The following is a 14,992-nucleotide window of genomic DNA, read 5'->3' on the forward strand; positions in this document are numbered from 1 at the left end:
ACAAAATGATAGGTTTATAAGCAAAGTTTCGAACCAATAGGGGTGCCCGGACCTGGGCAGGTTGGTTCAGGTAGTTTGTAAAGGACGTGCGTCTGATGGTACAGAATAACAAGGTTTTAACCGTTTCCTACGGAACCTTCTCATGCACTTTGGAAGGCTTTGACGATTCATTCGAAACGATGAAGGCCATTGCTGAGTACTTTCGCGACCTTGCTGCGGAAGACCGGTACTTTGGGTCAGAACCTCCCCAGCCCGACGCCGAGATGTTGGCCCGCATCGCGCAGCGCGACGCATCTACACGCGTGGAAGCCCGCCAGAACGAAAGCGGCCTGTTGCTGCGTGCAACCGAAGTTGCGGCAGCGCCTTCCGAACCTGCAACGCCAGTAGAACAAGCGCTGAGCGCGGCAGAGCCGGAACAAGCCCCCGCTGTTTTCTTTGATGACGCGGAAGAGGTTGAAAACGCCCCTGCCCCGGCGGCTGACAGCATCGCCGCCAAGCTACAGCGCATTCGTGCCGTCGTATCCCATACCGACGAGAATTCGGTCATTTACGCTGAGGACGAAGAAACGACACTGATGAGAGAGGCCGCTGGCCCTTCGGACGCCGTTGCAGCAGCCTTTGAAGCCGGTTCGCTGAGCGCGGAAGACCTGCAGGAAGACGTCTCGACAGAAGATGTTGCCCAAGCCGACGCAGCACCGTTCGAAGCAGAGAACACCGCACCGATTGCCGAAGACGACCATATGCCCACGGCCGAGGCGGCTCCTGAAGCCGTTGAACCGGTTGCTGAACTGGACGAGCCTGTCGAAGAATACGATCCGTCCATTGAGGCGGTGATTGAAGCCGTCGAAGATCTGGAAGAAACCCCGGTGTTGCCAACCGAGGACGTGATCGAGGAAGAGATTGCCGAGACTGAAATCCAGCTTTCGGATGACGAACAGGACAAAGACGAAGAGATCCTCAATATCCTCAGCGAGGATGCCTCGGACGACGGCGAACTCGAAGTTGAAGAGACCGCTGCCGAAGAAGGTGTTCTGAGCGCGCAGGACGAAGAAAACCTCCTTAGCGAAATCTCTGAGGTTGAGGCGTTCCTTGCCAATCGTGCGAACGAACCCGCAGCCGATTCCGCGGCATCGGATCAGGATTTGACGCGCCTGATGGACAAAGCCGGTGTTCAGATGGACGATCCGGCGAACACACAGCGCGAGACCTATTCTCACCTCCGTGCTGCGGTGGCCGCGACCGAAGCAGAGCGTAAGGACCAGCCCGAGGCAGACGATGAGGAAGAAGAATATCGCAACCTGACATCGTCCGTAGTCAGCCCTCGCCGCCCCGAGGTTCAGGTGACCAGCATGCGCCCGCAATCGGATACGCTGGCTCCGTTGAAGCTGGTGGCGGAGCAACGCATTGACAATCACGACGAAGATGCCAGCCCTGTTACGCCCCGCCGTGTAACGTCCGAGGGTGAAGATCAGGCGAGCGAGGAAGGTGGATTTGCATCCTTCGCGCAAGAGCAAGGCGCGCAGTCCCTGCCTGATCTGCTTGAGGCCGCAGCGGCCTACCTGTCGTTCATCGAAGGTCAGGAGCAATTCTCGCGTCCACAGTTGATGAACAAGATCCGCTCTCTCAAGCAAGATGAGTTCAACCGCGAAGAAAGCCTGCGGTCCTTCGGTCAGTTGCTGCGCGACGGCAAGATCGAGAAAGCAGGCGGCGGACGGTTTGCAGCGTCAAACCAGATTGGCTTTCGCCCGAATGACGAACGCGCCGCTGGCTGACCGTTTACAAGCTTGAAATCAAGGGGCCGGTGCAATGCGCCGGCCTTTTCTTTTGCCTTTTCAGACAGATGCCCTCGCGGCTGATTGTGACGAAACGTCATTTTTGCTGCACTGCAGAAAAATGGTAACCTATCCCCGTCTAATTTGATGTTCACAATTCGTTAAAACAGGAGTCGTGCCATGTATGAACTCCCAATACGGCGCCTTCGAATATACGACAAACCAAAAATAGTAAGCCATTATAGGAATTTAAACGAAGACACGCTGACCTCTCGGTTTGGCGTCCCGGTCAGACAGGAATTCGTGCAAAACTATCTGGACGGAATATTTGACAATGCCGCGCTTGTTTTCGGGGCCTTTCCAGATTCCTGTCTGCGAGGTGTTGGCGAGCTTCGGACTGTACCCGATAGCCAGAATTTCGTGGCAGAAGTTGCGATGACAGTCGAAGCATCCTGGCAAGACCGCGGTATCGGCGATGCCCTGCTCTCTCGGATCATTGCAGCCGCGCGAAACCGAGGCATTCGCGAGGTTCATATGCTGTGCCTGGCGACGAACCAGAAAATGCGCCGTCTGGCGGAAAAACACAAAGCTGAATTGAAGCTTGTCACCGGACAGGTCGAGGCCACACTGACCACACCATGGCCAAGCCCGTTCAGCCTCGCCGAAGAAATATCGGGCGAGTATCACGCCTTAGCGCGCGCAATCCTGACTTGGCCATTACCCGAGCACGGAAACAGGCAGTGAACACCTATTCCGATGGCTGATCCGGATCTTCTTTGCCGACGCCTTTAAACACGAACTTAAACGGCAAAGCCCACAAGACGCCAAGCACGACATAGACCAGCAGTTCCAACCAGATCGGCGGTCGGTCGAGCCAATTCACAATTGTCACCACCGCCACGATATAGGCCGGCAGACCAACCAGCAGCAACACCATCGACCAACGACGGCGTGCCTTATAGCTGAGGCCTGGTTTCTGATCGGTTCCCATCAATCTGCAAACGGGTCAGTCACCAGAATGGTGTCGTCCCGCTCCGGGCTTGTCGACAATAGGGCTACAGGGCATTCGATCAGTTCTTCGACTCGGCGCACGTATTTGATGGCGTTTGCAGGCAGGTCTGCCCAACTGCGGGCACCCTCGGTGGATTCGCTCCAACCCGGCATTTCTTCATAGATCGGTTTACAGCGGGCCTGCTGATCTGCGGCGGTCGGCAGGTAATCCAGTCGCTTGCCGTCCAGATCATACCCCACACAGATTTTCAGCGTCTCAAACCCGTCAAGCACATCCAGCTTTGTCAGCGAGATGCCGTTTACACCGCTGGTGGCACAGGTCTGCCGAACAAGGCAGGCATCGAACCACCCGCAGCGGCGTTTGCGTCCTGTCACAGTTCCAAATTCATGACCCCGAGTGCCCAGACGGTGGCCGTCCTCGTCATCCAGCTCGGTCGGGAAAGGTCCCTCACCGACGCGGGTGGTATAGGCTTTGACGATACCCAGAACAAAATCCACCGACCCCGGCCCAATGCCTACGCCCGTTGCGGCCTGCCCTGCGATCACGTTCGAAGACGTCACGAAAGGATAGGTGCCAAAATCAATATCCAGCAGTGCCCCCTGCGCCCCTTCAAACAGAATGCGTTTCCCCGCCTTGCGCTTTTCATTCAGCACTTTCCAGACCGGAGCCGCAAAAGGCAGGATTTCCGAGGCGATCTCTTTCAACTGAGCGATCAGCGCGTCACGATCCACTGCTTCGATCCCCAGACCTTTGCGCAACGGATCATGGTGTTGCAGCGCCCGGTCAACCCGTGCCTCAAGCGTCGCCTCATCAGCCAGATCAGCAACGCGCACCGAGCGGCGCCCCACCTTATCCTCATAAGCCGGGCCGATGCCGCGCCCTGTGGTTCCGATCTTGGTACCCTTGCTTGCCGCTTCTTCCCGCGCTCGGTCCAGCTCACCGTGAATGGGCAGGATCAAGGGCGTGTTTTCAGCAATCATCAACGTTTGAGGGGTGATCTCGACCCCCTGTTTACGGATCGAGGCAATTTCGTTCACCAAGTGCCAAGGATCCAGAACAACACCGTTGCCGATCACGCTCAGCTTTCCACCACGCACCACACCAGAAGGCAGCGCGTTCAGCTTGTAAACTTCACCATCGATCACCAGCGTGTGCCCGGCATTATGCCCACCTTGAAAACGCGCGATGACATCTGCCCGCTCACTGAGCCAGTCGACGATCTTGCCTTTTCCTTCGTCACCCCACTGGGCGCCGACAACAACCACATTGGCCATATCCGGTCCTTTTGCGCTGAGATATCAAACTCGGCTCATATAACGAGGAGAAAGCGGCAGGGAAACCGGTAATTCGCCGCAGATCAAAACCGCGCTCCGCGCGATGCCTCCGGCGGGGATATTTTGAGCCAGATGAAGAACGGATCCCCTGCTTCATCTGGCTATCAATATCCCGGGGGAGGCGCGCGGAACGCGCGGCGGGGGCAGAGCCCCCTAATCGGCACTCAATTCAACAGGGCTGCCATGGGGTGTGGTCAAATACGCTTTTTCCCAGGCCGCTGATACAGCGTCGATATCGCCAGCGTTGGTTTCACCGCCATCTACAAGAAGCGTTTCCAGTGTCTCAAGCCAAGCGCGAAAATAATCCTCGCCGCCATCGAGTTCCTTCTTCAACCCGTGACGCTTCAACGTAGCAGAAAATCTTGTCGCCCATTCCGGCCAATCGAATCGCCCCGCTTCGTTCAGCGCAACTGTCACGGCAAAGACCTGAGCGTGCCATGGTTCGGCAAACACCGGCTCGGGAGCTGTATGCGCGATGCAATCGGTCATGAAGGCTCCAGATAGCTTTGCCAGAGGTCTAGTACGACCTCGTCCTTGGGGTTTTCGGGCGCTGCCCAAAGTTCCGATGCGGCGAAAACCACTGCATAAAGCGGCTCGGGCGCTTCGCCAAGGCCATGCGCGTTTGAGTCCGGTAAGACATGGGTGCCGTGAACACGCAGAACCCGCCCCTCGGCTCCAGCGGCGTAGGCTGGCAATCGTGTGTGACCGCCATCCACCAACCGATTGGAAGCAGGGTGAACGGTCCGAACGCTCTGGCCGATTTCGTATCGCACTGGCACGTTGGACGGTCGATCCGCGGGACCACCTTTGGATAGCGCGGTACTAACGGCTTCGGCTTTGAGCGTCCTTGATGCCAGAGGATGCGGCCCCTCTTGTTCCGCCCCCTTCAAGTCGGCCAATGTCAGAACACCTTGCTCGACCAACAAGTCAGCCAAGGCAGATATCCACTTTTCGTAGTAGGAAAACCGCGTGTAGTCCTTTGGCGATAAACGCTCACGCGCATGGCGCGAAATGTCGATGTTCCACTGGCCTAGAAAGCCTGCTGCCAAAGTTACGGCCAATGCGCGACCATGCCACTCCTGGGGAAATACCGGCGCACCGTCGGCATCGGGGACTATTGGGCCATCGCCAAACCGCCCACCCATGTCGTGAACCCGTGTCATGAGGGCACCTTGGGCAAACCGGTTCCGATCATGCTGTCGCGTGTCACCAAGGCGGTCAGAGCGTCTTCGTCAAGCGATACGGTGCCTTTGGGCCGCATTGGAAGAACCAGATAGCGGATTTCGGCGGTCGAATCCCAAACCCGAACGGCAGTTTCGGATGGCAGTGCCACACCAAACTCGGCCAATACTTTGCGCGGCTCTCGAACGGCACGCGCGCGATATGCGTCGGACTTGTACCACCCCGGGGGGATACCAAGCAACGGCCACGGGTAACAACTGCACAAGGTGCAAACCACCATATTATGTTGGGCGGGCGTATTCTCGACCACGACAATGTGTTCGCCCTGCCGCCCATAAAATCCAAGATCAGCAACAACCGGGGTCGCATCCTCAAGCAAAGCGCGTTTGAATTCCGGGTCCGTCCACGCCTTTGCGACGACACGCGCACCGTTCTGAGGGCCTATCTTGTTTTGGTAGGTGTCGATGATCTCATCCAAAGCCGCCGGGTCAACCAGCCCCTTGCGAGTCAGAATCGTCTCGAGCGCCTTGACGCGCAAGGCAGGTTCGGGCGGCAAAAGAGCGTGCGGGTGGTCGTGATCATCATGAGGCATGGCCGCAGGTTGCGCCACGACCCGCCGATCTGTCCAGTCCCCTTGCCGTGATAAGACACATCATTGATCCTGATGGAAACTCGTGACTTGCCCCCGGAACCAAACTTGCATAAGTACCTCGCGATACACGCCACGCTGTACAGGACCACCATGGAAAACGTCGTTCTCATCATCCATCTTCTTCTGGCTCTGGGCCTGATCGCTGTCGTCCTAATGCAGCGGTCCGAAGGCGGTGGTCTTGGCATGGGTGGCGGCGGTGGCGGCGCCGTTAGCGGCCGCGCGGCTGCAACTGCGTTGGGCAAGGTCACGTGGATTCTGGCGGCGTGCTTTATCGTCACCTCGATCACGCTGACGATTCTGGCGGCTCAGAAATCCTCGGGCAGCTCGGTTATTGACCGGTTGGGCGTTCCTGCCCCGGCTGCGACTGAAGAAAGCGCACCGGCGGTTCCGTCGGCGGACGATCTTCTGCCTCCGGTACAGGGCGACAACGCGCCGCTTATCCCGCAGGCCGACTGATCCACAAAACCTAGAAACCTGACAGAGAACTGCAACAGCATCTTGCGGTTCTCTTGCGCTTTGGGCGCGAATCCTTTATGTATGGAGTCCCGTGATGCAACGGTTTTTCGGAACCGTCGGGCAGCTGATTTTGACGTCTCACGGGAGCTAGCCGAACAACATGGCGCGTTTTATTTTCATCACCGGTGGTGTGGTTTCGTCCTTGGGCAAAGGGCTGGCCTCGGCAGCTTTGGGTGCCTTGTTGCAGGCACGCGGATACTCGGTCCGGCTGCGCAAGCTGGACCCCTATCTGAACGTCGACCCTGGCACTATGTCGCCGTTTGAACATGGTGAAGTGTTCGTCACCGATGACGGGGCCGAAACCGATCTGGACCTTGGCCATTATGAGCGCTTCACAGGTGTCGCCGCGCGCAAGACCGACTCGGTCAGCTCGGGGCGGATCTATTCGAATGTGCTCGAGAAGGAGCGCCGTGGCGACTATCTGGGCAAAACCATTCAGGTGATCCCGCACGTCACCAACGAAATCAAGGATTTCATCGCCATTGGCGAGGATGAGGTTGATTTCATGCTGTGTGAGATCGGCGGCACCGTCGGCGATATCGAGGGCCTGCCCTTTTTCGAAGCCATCCGTCAGTTTAGCCAGGACAAGCCGCGCGGCCAGTGCCTGTTCATGCACCTGACGCTGCTGCCCTACATCAAGGCGTCGGGCGAGTTGAAAACCAAGCCAACCCAGCACTCTGTCAAAGAGCTGCGCTCCATCGGTCTGGCCCCTGACATTCTGGTTTGCCGGTCGGAAGGTCCGATCCCAAAGAAAGAACGCGAAAAGCTGGCCCTGTTCTGCAACGTGCGCCCTGACAGCGTGATCGCGGCGCAGGACCTTGGCACGATTTACGACGCGCCGCTGGCTTATCACAAGGAAGGTCTGGATCAGGCGGTTCTGGATGCGTTCCAGATCAGCCCTGCCCCGAAACCCGATCTGGCGAAATGGGAAGACGTCAGTGACCGAATCCACAATGCCGAAGGCGAGGTAAAGGTCGCCATCGTCGGTAAATACACCCAACTGGAAGACGCCTATAAGTCGATTGCCGAAGCGCTGACTCATGGTGGCATGGCCAACCGCGTCAAGGTCAAGGTCGAATGGGTCGACGCCGAGGTGTTCGATACAGAAGACGCCGCGCCCCATCTGGAAGGTTTCCACGCCATCCTTGTCCCCGGCGGCTTTGGCGAGCGTGGTACGGAAGGCAAAATCAAGGCCGCGCAATACGCTCGCGAGCACAAGGTTCCCTATCTGGGTATCTGTCTTGGCATGCAGATGGCTGTGATCGAAGCGGCCCGGAACGCGGCTGGCATCAAAGAGGCGGGTTCCGAAGAGTTCGACCACGAAGCCGGCAAAAAGCGTTTTGAACCCGTGGTTTATCACCTGAAGGAATGGGTTCAGGGCAACCACAAGGTTGAACGCAAAGTGGGCGACGACAAAGGCGGCACCATGCGTCTGGGCGCGTATGATGCGGTTCTGGCCGATGGCTCGAAAGTGGCCGAGGTTTACGGCGGCACCAATATCGAAGAGCGCCACCGCCACCGCTATGAGGTCGACATCAAGTACCGCGAGCAATTGGAAAAGGCCGGGCTCAAATTCTCGGGCATGTCCCCTGACGGACGTTTGCCGGAAATTGTCGAATGGTCAGACCATCCGTGGTTCATCGGTGTGCAGTATCACCCCGAACTGAAGTCAAAGCCGTTCGACCCGCATCCTTTGTTCCGCGAGTTCGTGCGTGCGGCCAAGGACACCTCTCGTCTGGTCTGACCTTCGTGGGATCACTGCCTTGTGACAGTCGGTGCGAAAAAATCTGTACGCATCGGCTGTTTGCGCCTTTAACTGTCGTGACAACAACGACAGGAGACCGGCCATGACAGATCAGATCACACGCGCAGAGACCTTTGCCGCCCTGCACAAGAAGGGCGACCCTGTAATTCTGTTCAATATCTGGGACGCTGGCAGCGCCGGAGCCGTGCGTGATGCCGGGGCCAAGGCGATTGCTACGGGCAGCGCCCCGGTCGCCATGGCGCAGGGGTTCGGGGATGGCGAGAACATTCCAATGGAGGCCGCGCTGGACAATGCCCGTCGTATTGTGGCGGCCGTCGATCTTCCTGTGACGCTGGATTTCGAAGGGGCTTACGCTTCGGACGTGCTTGGCGTCGCTGCAAATGTCGAACGTGCGTTGGAAACCGGGGTGATCGGCTTCAACTTCGAGGATCAGATCGTGGGCACAAAAGATTTGTATGACGTCGAGACTCAGGAAGCGCGGGTACGCGCAATGCGCGAAGGTTGTGATGCCGCCGGGATTCCCGCCTTTATCAACGCGCGCACGGATATTTTCCTCAAGGCCAAGCCCGATACACATAGCGATGACATGTTGGACGACGCAATCGCACGTGCCAAAGCCTATGCCGAGGCAGGTGCCAGCGGCTTTTTTGCGCCGGGGCTGAAGGATGAGGCACTTATCGCGCGGTTATGCGATTCGACCGAACTGCCTGTAAACATCATTGCCCTGCCCGGCACACCGGACACCGCAACATTGGCCTCTCTGGGCGTGGCGCGCATCAGCTATGGCCCCGTGCCCTACAAACAGATGTTGGGATGGCTGCAAGAACAGGCAGCAAACGCTCTGAACTAAACTTCAGGGCCTTATGGCCCGCTGAAACCCACACAGCGGAATTTTGACGATTCCAGTCCATGACATGTAGTCCGTGCTTGGCGGGCTACAAAATATGGAATATTCTAAAATTATGTTGAAAAAGCTCTTTCAGGCGTTTCGCCCACCACAGCATACGAATCTGCCCGACCCGGACGCTGAATTGGCGTTGGGTGCGTTGATGGTGCGCGTGGCGCAGGCGGATCGCGACTATAAGCTGGAAGAAATCAGCCTGATTGATCGGATACTTGCCCGTCTGTACCAGCACAACGCGATTGAGGCCGCCAAGGTCCGCGCCACTTGCGAAAAACTGCACGCGGCGGCCCCCGAGACAGACACGTTCGGCAAACTGATCCGCGAAACCACGGACCTGCACGAGAGACTGGCCGCCCTGGACGCCCTGTGGGAGGTCGTTCTGGCCGACGGCAATTCCGACGAAGGTGAGATGAAGATCGTCGAGGAAGCCCGTATCGCGATGGGCCTCAGCTTTAATGACAGCCAAGTTGCACGCGGCCGCGTGCAAAGGCGCTTGGAAGAAACCTAGTCGGCCTCTATATCTTTCGATATGTTCAGTGATTTCCTGTCCCGGCTTACTCAGCCTCAGCCCGACCCGCTTGCCGATGACGATGCGCGATTGGCGTTGACCGCCCTATTGGTCCGCATTGCACGGTCAGACAACGACTATGCCGACAGCGAGATGGCGCGGATCGACCGTGTTTCCGCCGAACGTTATGGCCTGTCCCCGTTTGAAGCCGCCGCCCTGCGCGCCCGCGCCGAAGATCTTGAGGCCGAAGCCCCGGACACCGTCCGCTTTACCCGCGCGATCAAGGAAGCCGTCCAATATGAAGATCGGCTTGCCGTGGTTCAGGCAATGTGGTCGGTTGCGCTGGCCGATGGGCACCGCACTGGAGAGGAAGATTCCGTTTTGCGGCTGGTGGTCAGCTTGTTGGGGGTCAGCGATGTCGACTCGGCCCTGGCGCGGCAAAAGGCAGCTAAGGCGTGATCGCTGCGTTGGGCATGTATGACATGCCCGCTGTTCGATCCGCGAATGATCGTTTCTGGCTTTTGATTCGTGAAAACCTTGGCTTCGGCCCCACCAGCCTGACACGGGACGAAGATGCATGGAACATCTGGCAGAGTCCCGACCTTCTGTTCGCCCAGACATGCGGGATGCCCTACCGCACCCGATTGCACGGCAAGGTGCAACTGGTTGGAACACCGGATTACGGGCTGCCGGGATGTCCGCCGGGGCATTATCGTTCGGTCTTTGTTGCCCGGCAGGATGACCCCCGTGGGTTGAAAGAGCTAGCAAGCGGGACATTTGCCTATAACGAGGCGCTTTCACAATCCGGCTGGGCTGCCCCTATGGTTCACCTTGCCAAAGACGCCCGGTTTCCATCTGAATTGCTTATGACTGGCGGTCACGCGTATTCAGCCCAAGCGGTTGCGGATGGTCGCGCCGAGTATGCCTGTCTGGATGCCGTCACTTGGGCACTGTTGAAGAAACACACCAACTTGGGGACAGCGTTACGCGCGGTCGAAGAAACATCCCCGACACCCGCCCTTCCCTTCATCACCGCCATCGGGCAAGACGCAGCCGCCATCGCGCGGGCAACTCAAAAGGCGATAACCGAACTGTCTGATCAGGACGCCAAGTTGCTGCTTCTGCGGAACCTTGTCGCCATCCCGGCGGATGACTATCTGGCTGTTCCCAATGCACCGCAAGCGGCTGCCGAGATGCTCAATCCCTGACCGATTTGGCCAGAACGTCTGGTCATTTTGACAGTTTCTGAGCGGTAACGCGTCATTTGCGCATTGCATTGCTCAAAAATTTAAGCCCTAGTACCGCACCAACACCAATAACACTCAGGGCTCCCGTGACAGATTCCACTCCGGTCATCGAGATCAAAAACCTACACAAGAGTTTCGGCAATCTAGAAGTGCTGAAAGGGGTGGATATTACGGCCAGACGCGGCGATGTGGTGTCTTTGATCGGGTCGTCCGGGTCAGGTAAATCCACGCTTCTACGCTGTTGCAACCTGCTGGAAGACAGTCAGCAGGGAGAAATTTTGTTCAAAGGCGAACCCGTCCGTTGGGCAGGCCAAGGTCAACACCGCCGCCCCGCCGACGCGAAACAGGTTCTGCGTATCCGCACCAACCTGTCGATGGTTTTTCAGCAATTCAACCTTTGGGCCCACATGACAATCCTGCAAAACGTCATGGAAGCCCCGGTCACCGTACTGGGCCGCGACAAGGCCGAGGTTGAGGACAGCGCGCGGAAATATCTGGAAAAAGTCGGTATCGGCGACAAGTGCGACGTATATCCGGCGCAACTGTCAGGTGGTCAGCAACAGCGTGCCGCAATTGCGCGCGGCTTGTGCATGGAACCCGAGGCACTGCTGTTTGACGAGCCGACCTCGGCGCTTGACCCCGAGTTAGAGCAGGAAGTCATCAAGGTTATCAAGGATCTGGCCGCTGAAGGCCGAACCATGATCATCGTGACCCATGACATGAAAATGGCGGCCGATATCTCAAGCCACGTGGTGTTTCTGCATCAAGGGCTGATCGAGGAAGAGGGCCTGCCGGAAGACATCTTCACCACCCCTGAATCCGCACGGCTTCAGGGCTTTCTATCCGCCACCAAGGCGGCATAAACTCAGGACAGAACTAAACTGGGGAGTTACCAATGAAAAACCTGATTCTGACCACAGCAGCGCTGGCGCTTGGCGCGGGCATGGCCATGGCGGACACGATCCGTCTGGGCACGGAAGGTGCTTATGCACCTTGGAACTTCGTCAATGACGCTGGCGAGATCGACGGCTTCGAGCGCGAGCTGGGCGACGAGCTGTGCAAGCGCGCCAGCCTGGATTGCGAATGGGTCAAGAACGACTGGGATTCGATCATCCCGAACCTGGTCTCGGGCAACTATGATGCCATCATCGCCGGCATGTCGATCACCGACGAGCGGGACGAGGTCATCGACTTCACCCAGAACTACACCCCGCCAGATCCGTCGGCTTATGTTGCCATGTCCGATGGCGTTGATCTGGAAGGCGGCGTAGTCGCGGCCCAAACAGGCACCATTCAGGCTGGCTACATTGCTGATTCCGGCGCAACTCTGGTGGAGTTTGCAAGCCCCGAAGAAACCATCGCGGCCGTCCGCAATGGCGAAGCTGATGCGGTTCTGGCTGACAAGTCCTTCTTGGTGCCCTTCACCGAAGACGGTTCGGGCATGATCTTTGTCGGTGACGAAGTCCCGCTGGGCGGTGGCGTCGGCATGGGCATCCGCGAGTCCGACGGCGAGCTGAAAGAGAAGTTCAACGCCGCCATCCAGTCCATGAAGGACGATGGCAGCCTGAACGAGCTGATCACCAAGTGGGAAGTGTCCTCGACCTTCTAAATTGCTAATTGCGGCGCGCCTGATAACCGGGCGCGCCGCATTCTGAGCCTTTGCCAGTCAAAGAGGCCCGCCATTTTCTCGTTCTGCACTGATCCCGAAACGCTCGGCACTGTCCGTTGGTTCTCTTGCTATTTGACCAACGGCGTTCATTGGCTGTTTTACCTGTCCTTCTTCAAGGTTCTGCTGCTGCTGGCCATTACCGCGCCCGTAGCCTTGGGATTCGGTTTTCTGGGGGCCATGGCTGCCCGGTCGCATATCCTGCCGCTGACGTGGTTGGGAAAAGGGTATATCGCCATCGTGCGTGGCGTGCCGGATATCGCGTTTTTCATGTTCTTCGTAATCGCGCTGGATCAGGCGTTTGAATGGACGCGGCACAAGATACTGTGCCCTGAATGGACGGACCCAATCCGGCAAGGCAATGATTTTATCGTCTGTCAGGCGGCGAAACTGCCGCTGGGCACAGCCCCCGAATGGGTGCACGAAACCTATGGCTTCTTTCTGGCCGTGATCACCTTTTCCATCGTGTTCGGGGCTTTCGCCGCCAACGTCCTGTTTGGCGGGATGCGCGCGGTGCCGCACGCGCAGCTGGAAACGGCGGCGGCTTATGGGATGACACATCGCCAGACCTTCTGGCGTATCCTTGTACCGCAGATGTGGGTCTATGCCCTGCCCGGCCTGTCGAACCTGTGGATGGTGCTGATCAAAGCTACGCCGTTGTTGTTCCTGCTGGGTATCGAAGACATCGTCTATTGGGCACGCGAGCTGGGCGCGTTCAAGAACCCGAAATTCACCCAATACCCGCATGGCGACTGGCGCATGTGGTATTTCCTGGCCCTGCTGGTGTTCTACCTGGGCATGACCCGAGTTTCTGAAATTGGTCTCGAACGGCTGATGCGCCGCCTGTCCCACGGTCAGGCCACATCAGGTGGAGAGCTGCTGCGCAAGGAGACCACCGCATGAGCTGTATCCAGACCATTCAGGACTATGGCCTGCGCTCGATCGGTATTGGCGAGCGGGCCATACCCAAGGCTGATTTCACCCTGTGCGAACAGTTCACCCTGATCGGTTCAGGCATGATCTGGAACATCTATTTCGGAATCATGGCGCTGGTCACGGGGTTCTTTCTGGCCACGGCACTGGCACTGGGCAAAGCGTCAACAAATGTATGGCTGCGTAAACCGTCAGAATGGTTCATCTTTCTGTTCCGGGGCTCGCCGCTGTTCATCCAGTTCTTCTTTGCCTATTTCTTCTTCTTGTCCCTCAAGCAGAGCTTTCCGCTGCTCGATGCGCTGACTTCGGCCTGGCTGGGCGCCCTAATCGTGCTGTTTTTCAACACGGCTGCCTATTCGGGCGAGATCTTTTACGGCGCGCTGCGTTCAATTCCCAAGGGCGATATCGAGGCTGCAGACGCCTATGGCATGACAGGTTGGTCCCGCTTCCGTCGCATCATCTGGCCCACGATGCTGCGGCTGGCGTGGCCTGCCTATACGAACGAAGCAATCTTTCTGTTCCACGCCACCACGCTGGTCTTCTTCTCAGCCTTTCCAGTCTGGCAGCAACGGGGCGACGCGCTGTATTACGCAGGCTATTTTGCGGACAAAACATTCAACCCCTTCATTCCCTACCCAATTCTGGCCTTCTACTTCATCTTGCTGACACTGGTGGTCATCTGGGCGTTCGGGCTGGTCAACAAGCGCCTGAACCGGCACCTGCCTGCCGCCAAGCGCAGCAAAATGAAGCTGAGGCTGAACCTGGCGCGCTGAATTTCGGCGCGCTACTTCATTTTCGATGCATGAATGAACGGCCTAGTCTGCCGTGTTACCAATCTCTGATCAGGGATAAGTGGTACCGCCTCCCTGGCTTGAACAGGGGACCTCTGGATCCACAATCCAGCGCTCTAACCAACTGAGCTAAGGCGGCACTCGTGAGGGGCGATTTACCGAACGCGCCCAGGGAATGCAAGAGGATTAAAGCCGAATTTTCCAGCTTTGTTCGACAAGATCGACACCGAAGGAATGGACCGGTTTGCTGTCTGTCAATTGCCAGCCCGTCGCCTTGTAAAGCGCGCAGGCGGCGCGGTGACTTTCGTGCGTCCACAACGACATCTGAGCGAACCCTACAGCGCGCGCGTGGTCCATACATGTATACAACAGGCGTTTGCCCAGCCCCATTTTCCGCGCCTCGGGCACAAGGAAGAACAGGCGCAGCTTCGCGGTGCTATCGTCCAATCTGACGCAGAAAATACTGCCTAAACGCTGACCTTCATGTTCGGCAATCCAGCCCCGCTCAAACTCGGGATCATGGGTTTCTACGAAATCCTCAAGAATCTGTTGAACCAACGGCGCGAAGGTATCGTCGAATCCTTCATCACGCTCGTAGAGGGTCCCGTGCTGTTCAACCAACCACGGCACGTCCGAAGCGCGAAAGGGTCTGATCATTGCATTGTTCATACTGCATCTGACCGCATCAGCGTCTTGATTCTCAAGCCTTT

At 57.6% G+C, this 14,992-nt stretch carries 18 protein-coding genes and 1 tRNA gene; 12 read left to right on the forward strand and 7 right to left on the reverse strand.

The window, feature by feature from the left end:
- The first annotated feature begins 95 nt into the window (after window positions 1–95).
- Entirely contained in the window at window positions 96–1,772 is a 1,677-nt protein-coding gene (locus RUESEDTHA_RS01250) for a hypothetical protein (protein ID WP_180883656.1), read from the forward strand.
- Between the two features lie 180 nt (window positions 1,773–1,952).
- Window positions 1,953–2,516, forward strand: coding sequence for an N-acetyltransferase family protein (locus RUESEDTHA_RS01255; RefSeq protein WP_370456757.1), 564 nt, complete (start codon window positions 1,953–1,955; stop codon window positions 2,514–2,516).
- A gap of 4 nt (window positions 2,517–2,520) precedes the next feature.
- On the opposite strand, the gene RUESEDTHA_RS01260 is transcribed toward RUESEDTHA_RS01255, so the two are convergent.
- The 5 genes from RUESEDTHA_RS01260 to nthA form a co-directional block, all read right to left on the reverse strand.
- Window positions 2,521–2,763 carry a DUF2842 domain-containing protein gene (locus RUESEDTHA_RS01260; protein WP_171121034.1) on the reverse strand — a complete coding sequence of 81 codons (243 nt, stop codon included), beginning with the start codon at window positions 2,761–2,763 and terminating at the stop codon, window positions 2,521–2,523.
- Window positions 2,763–4,058 carry an adenylosuccinate synthase gene (locus RUESEDTHA_RS01265; RefSeq protein WP_180883660.1) on the reverse strand — a complete coding sequence of 432 codons (1,296 nt, stop codon included), beginning with the start codon at window positions 4,056–4,058 and terminating at the stop codon, window positions 2,763–2,765. The genes RUESEDTHA_RS01260 and RUESEDTHA_RS01265 overlap by 1 nt, the downstream gene beginning before the upstream one ends.
- 213 nt (window positions 4,059–4,271) lie before the next feature.
- Window positions 4,272–4,607: a nitrile hydratase accessory protein gene (locus RUESEDTHA_RS01270; RefSeq protein ID WP_180883662.1), complete on the reverse strand. Its 336-nt coding sequence runs from the start codon at window positions 4,605–4,607 to the stop codon at window positions 4,272–4,274.
- Window positions 4,604–5,281 (reverse strand): nitrile hydratase subunit beta, encoded by a 678-nt coding sequence (gene nthB / locus RUESEDTHA_RS01275; RefSeq protein WP_180883664.1) that lies wholly within the window; start codon window positions 5,279–5,281, stop codon window positions 4,604–4,606. The genes RUESEDTHA_RS01270 and nthB overlap by 4 nt, the downstream gene beginning before the upstream one ends.
- Window positions 5,278–5,892 (reverse strand): nitrile hydratase subunit alpha, encoded by a 615-nt coding sequence (gene nthA, locus RUESEDTHA_RS01280; RefSeq protein ID WP_180884561.1) that lies wholly within the window; start codon window positions 5,890–5,892, stop codon window positions 5,278–5,280. The genes nthB and nthA overlap by 4 nt, the downstream gene beginning before the upstream one ends.
- 150 nt (window positions 5,893–6,042) lie before the next feature.
- Here nthA and secG point away from each other — a divergent pair, with 150 nt between their 5' ends.
- The 10 genes from secG to RUESEDTHA_RS01330 all read left to right on the forward strand — a co-directional run bounded on the left by secG (window position 6,043) and on the right by RUESEDTHA_RS01330 (window position 14,264).
- A complete protein-coding gene (gene secG, locus RUESEDTHA_RS01285; protein WP_171121693.1) occupies window positions 6,043–6,408 on the forward strand; it encodes a preprotein translocase subunit SecG in 366 nt (121 codons plus the stop codon).
- A gap of 160 nt (window positions 6,409–6,568) precedes the next feature.
- Window positions 6,569–8,212 (forward strand): CTP synthase, encoded by a 1,644-nt coding sequence (locus tag RUESEDTHA_RS01290; RefSeq protein ID WP_180883666.1) that lies wholly within the window; start codon window positions 6,569–6,571, stop codon window positions 8,210–8,212.
- A 103-nt stretch (window positions 8,213–8,315) separates the two neighbouring features.
- Entirely contained in the window at window positions 8,316–9,083 is a 768-nt protein-coding gene (locus RUESEDTHA_RS01295; protein ID WP_180883668.1) for an isocitrate lyase/phosphoenolpyruvate mutase family protein, read from the forward strand.
- Between the two features lie 112 nt (window positions 9,084–9,195).
- Entirely contained in the window at window positions 9,196–9,645 is a 450-nt protein-coding gene (locus RUESEDTHA_RS01300) for a TerB family tellurite resistance protein (RefSeq protein WP_180884564.1), read from the forward strand.
- A 21-nt stretch (window positions 9,646–9,666) separates the two neighbouring features.
- The gene (locus RUESEDTHA_RS01305; protein WP_180883670.1) at window positions 9,667–10,104 is read left to right on the forward strand and encodes a TerB family tellurite resistance protein; all 438 of its coding nucleotides are present in this window, start codon (window positions 9,667–9,669) and stop codon (window positions 10,102–10,104) included.
- Window positions 10,101–10,853 (forward strand): phosphate/phosphite/phosphonate ABC transporter substrate-binding protein, encoded by a 753-nt coding sequence (locus RUESEDTHA_RS01310; protein WP_180883672.1) that lies wholly within the window; start codon window positions 10,101–10,103, stop codon window positions 10,851–10,853. Before RUESEDTHA_RS01305 ends, RUESEDTHA_RS01310 begins: the two co-directional genes overlap by 4 nt.
- Window positions 10,854–10,978: 125 nt before the next feature.
- Entirely contained in the window at window positions 10,979–11,755 is a 777-nt protein-coding gene (locus tag RUESEDTHA_RS01315; RefSeq protein WP_171122779.1) for an ABC transporter ATP-binding protein, read from the forward strand.
- Window positions 11,756–11,787: 32 nt separating this feature from the next.
- Entirely contained in the window at window positions 11,788–12,501 is a 714-nt protein-coding gene (locus RUESEDTHA_RS01320) for a transporter substrate-binding domain-containing protein (protein WP_180883676.1), read from the forward strand.
- Between the two features lie 72 nt (window positions 12,502–12,573).
- Window positions 12,574–13,461 carry an ABC transporter permease gene (locus RUESEDTHA_RS01325; RefSeq protein ID WP_180884567.1) on the forward strand — a complete coding sequence of 296 codons (888 nt, stop codon included), beginning with the start codon at window positions 12,574–12,576 and terminating at the stop codon, window positions 13,459–13,461.
- Window positions 13,458–14,264: an ABC transporter permease gene (locus RUESEDTHA_RS01330; RefSeq protein ID WP_171122775.1), complete on the forward strand. Its 807-nt coding sequence runs from the start codon at window positions 13,458–13,460 to the stop codon at window positions 14,262–14,264. Before RUESEDTHA_RS01325 ends, RUESEDTHA_RS01330 begins: the two co-directional genes overlap by 4 nt.
- A gap of 80 nt (window positions 14,265–14,344) precedes the next feature.
- Here RUESEDTHA_RS01330 and RUESEDTHA_RS01335 read toward each other — a convergent pair.
- Both RUESEDTHA_RS01335 and RUESEDTHA_RS01340 read right to left on the reverse strand, forming a co-directional pair.
- A tRNA-His gene (locus RUESEDTHA_RS01335) sits at window positions 14,345–14,421 on the reverse strand.
- A 47-nt stretch (window positions 14,422–14,468) separates the two neighbouring features.
- Window positions 14,469–14,939, reverse strand: coding sequence for a GNAT family N-acetyltransferase (locus RUESEDTHA_RS01340; protein WP_370456758.1), 471 nt, complete (start codon window positions 14,937–14,939; stop codon window positions 14,469–14,471).
- Window positions 14,940–14,992 lie beyond the last annotated feature (53 nt).

The sequence above is a fragment of the Ruegeria sp. THAF57 genome, assembly GCF_903914075.1.
In the GTDB taxonomy this organism is placed as follows: domain Bacteria; phylum Pseudomonadota; class Alphaproteobacteria; order Rhodobacterales; family Rhodobacteraceae; genus Ruegeria.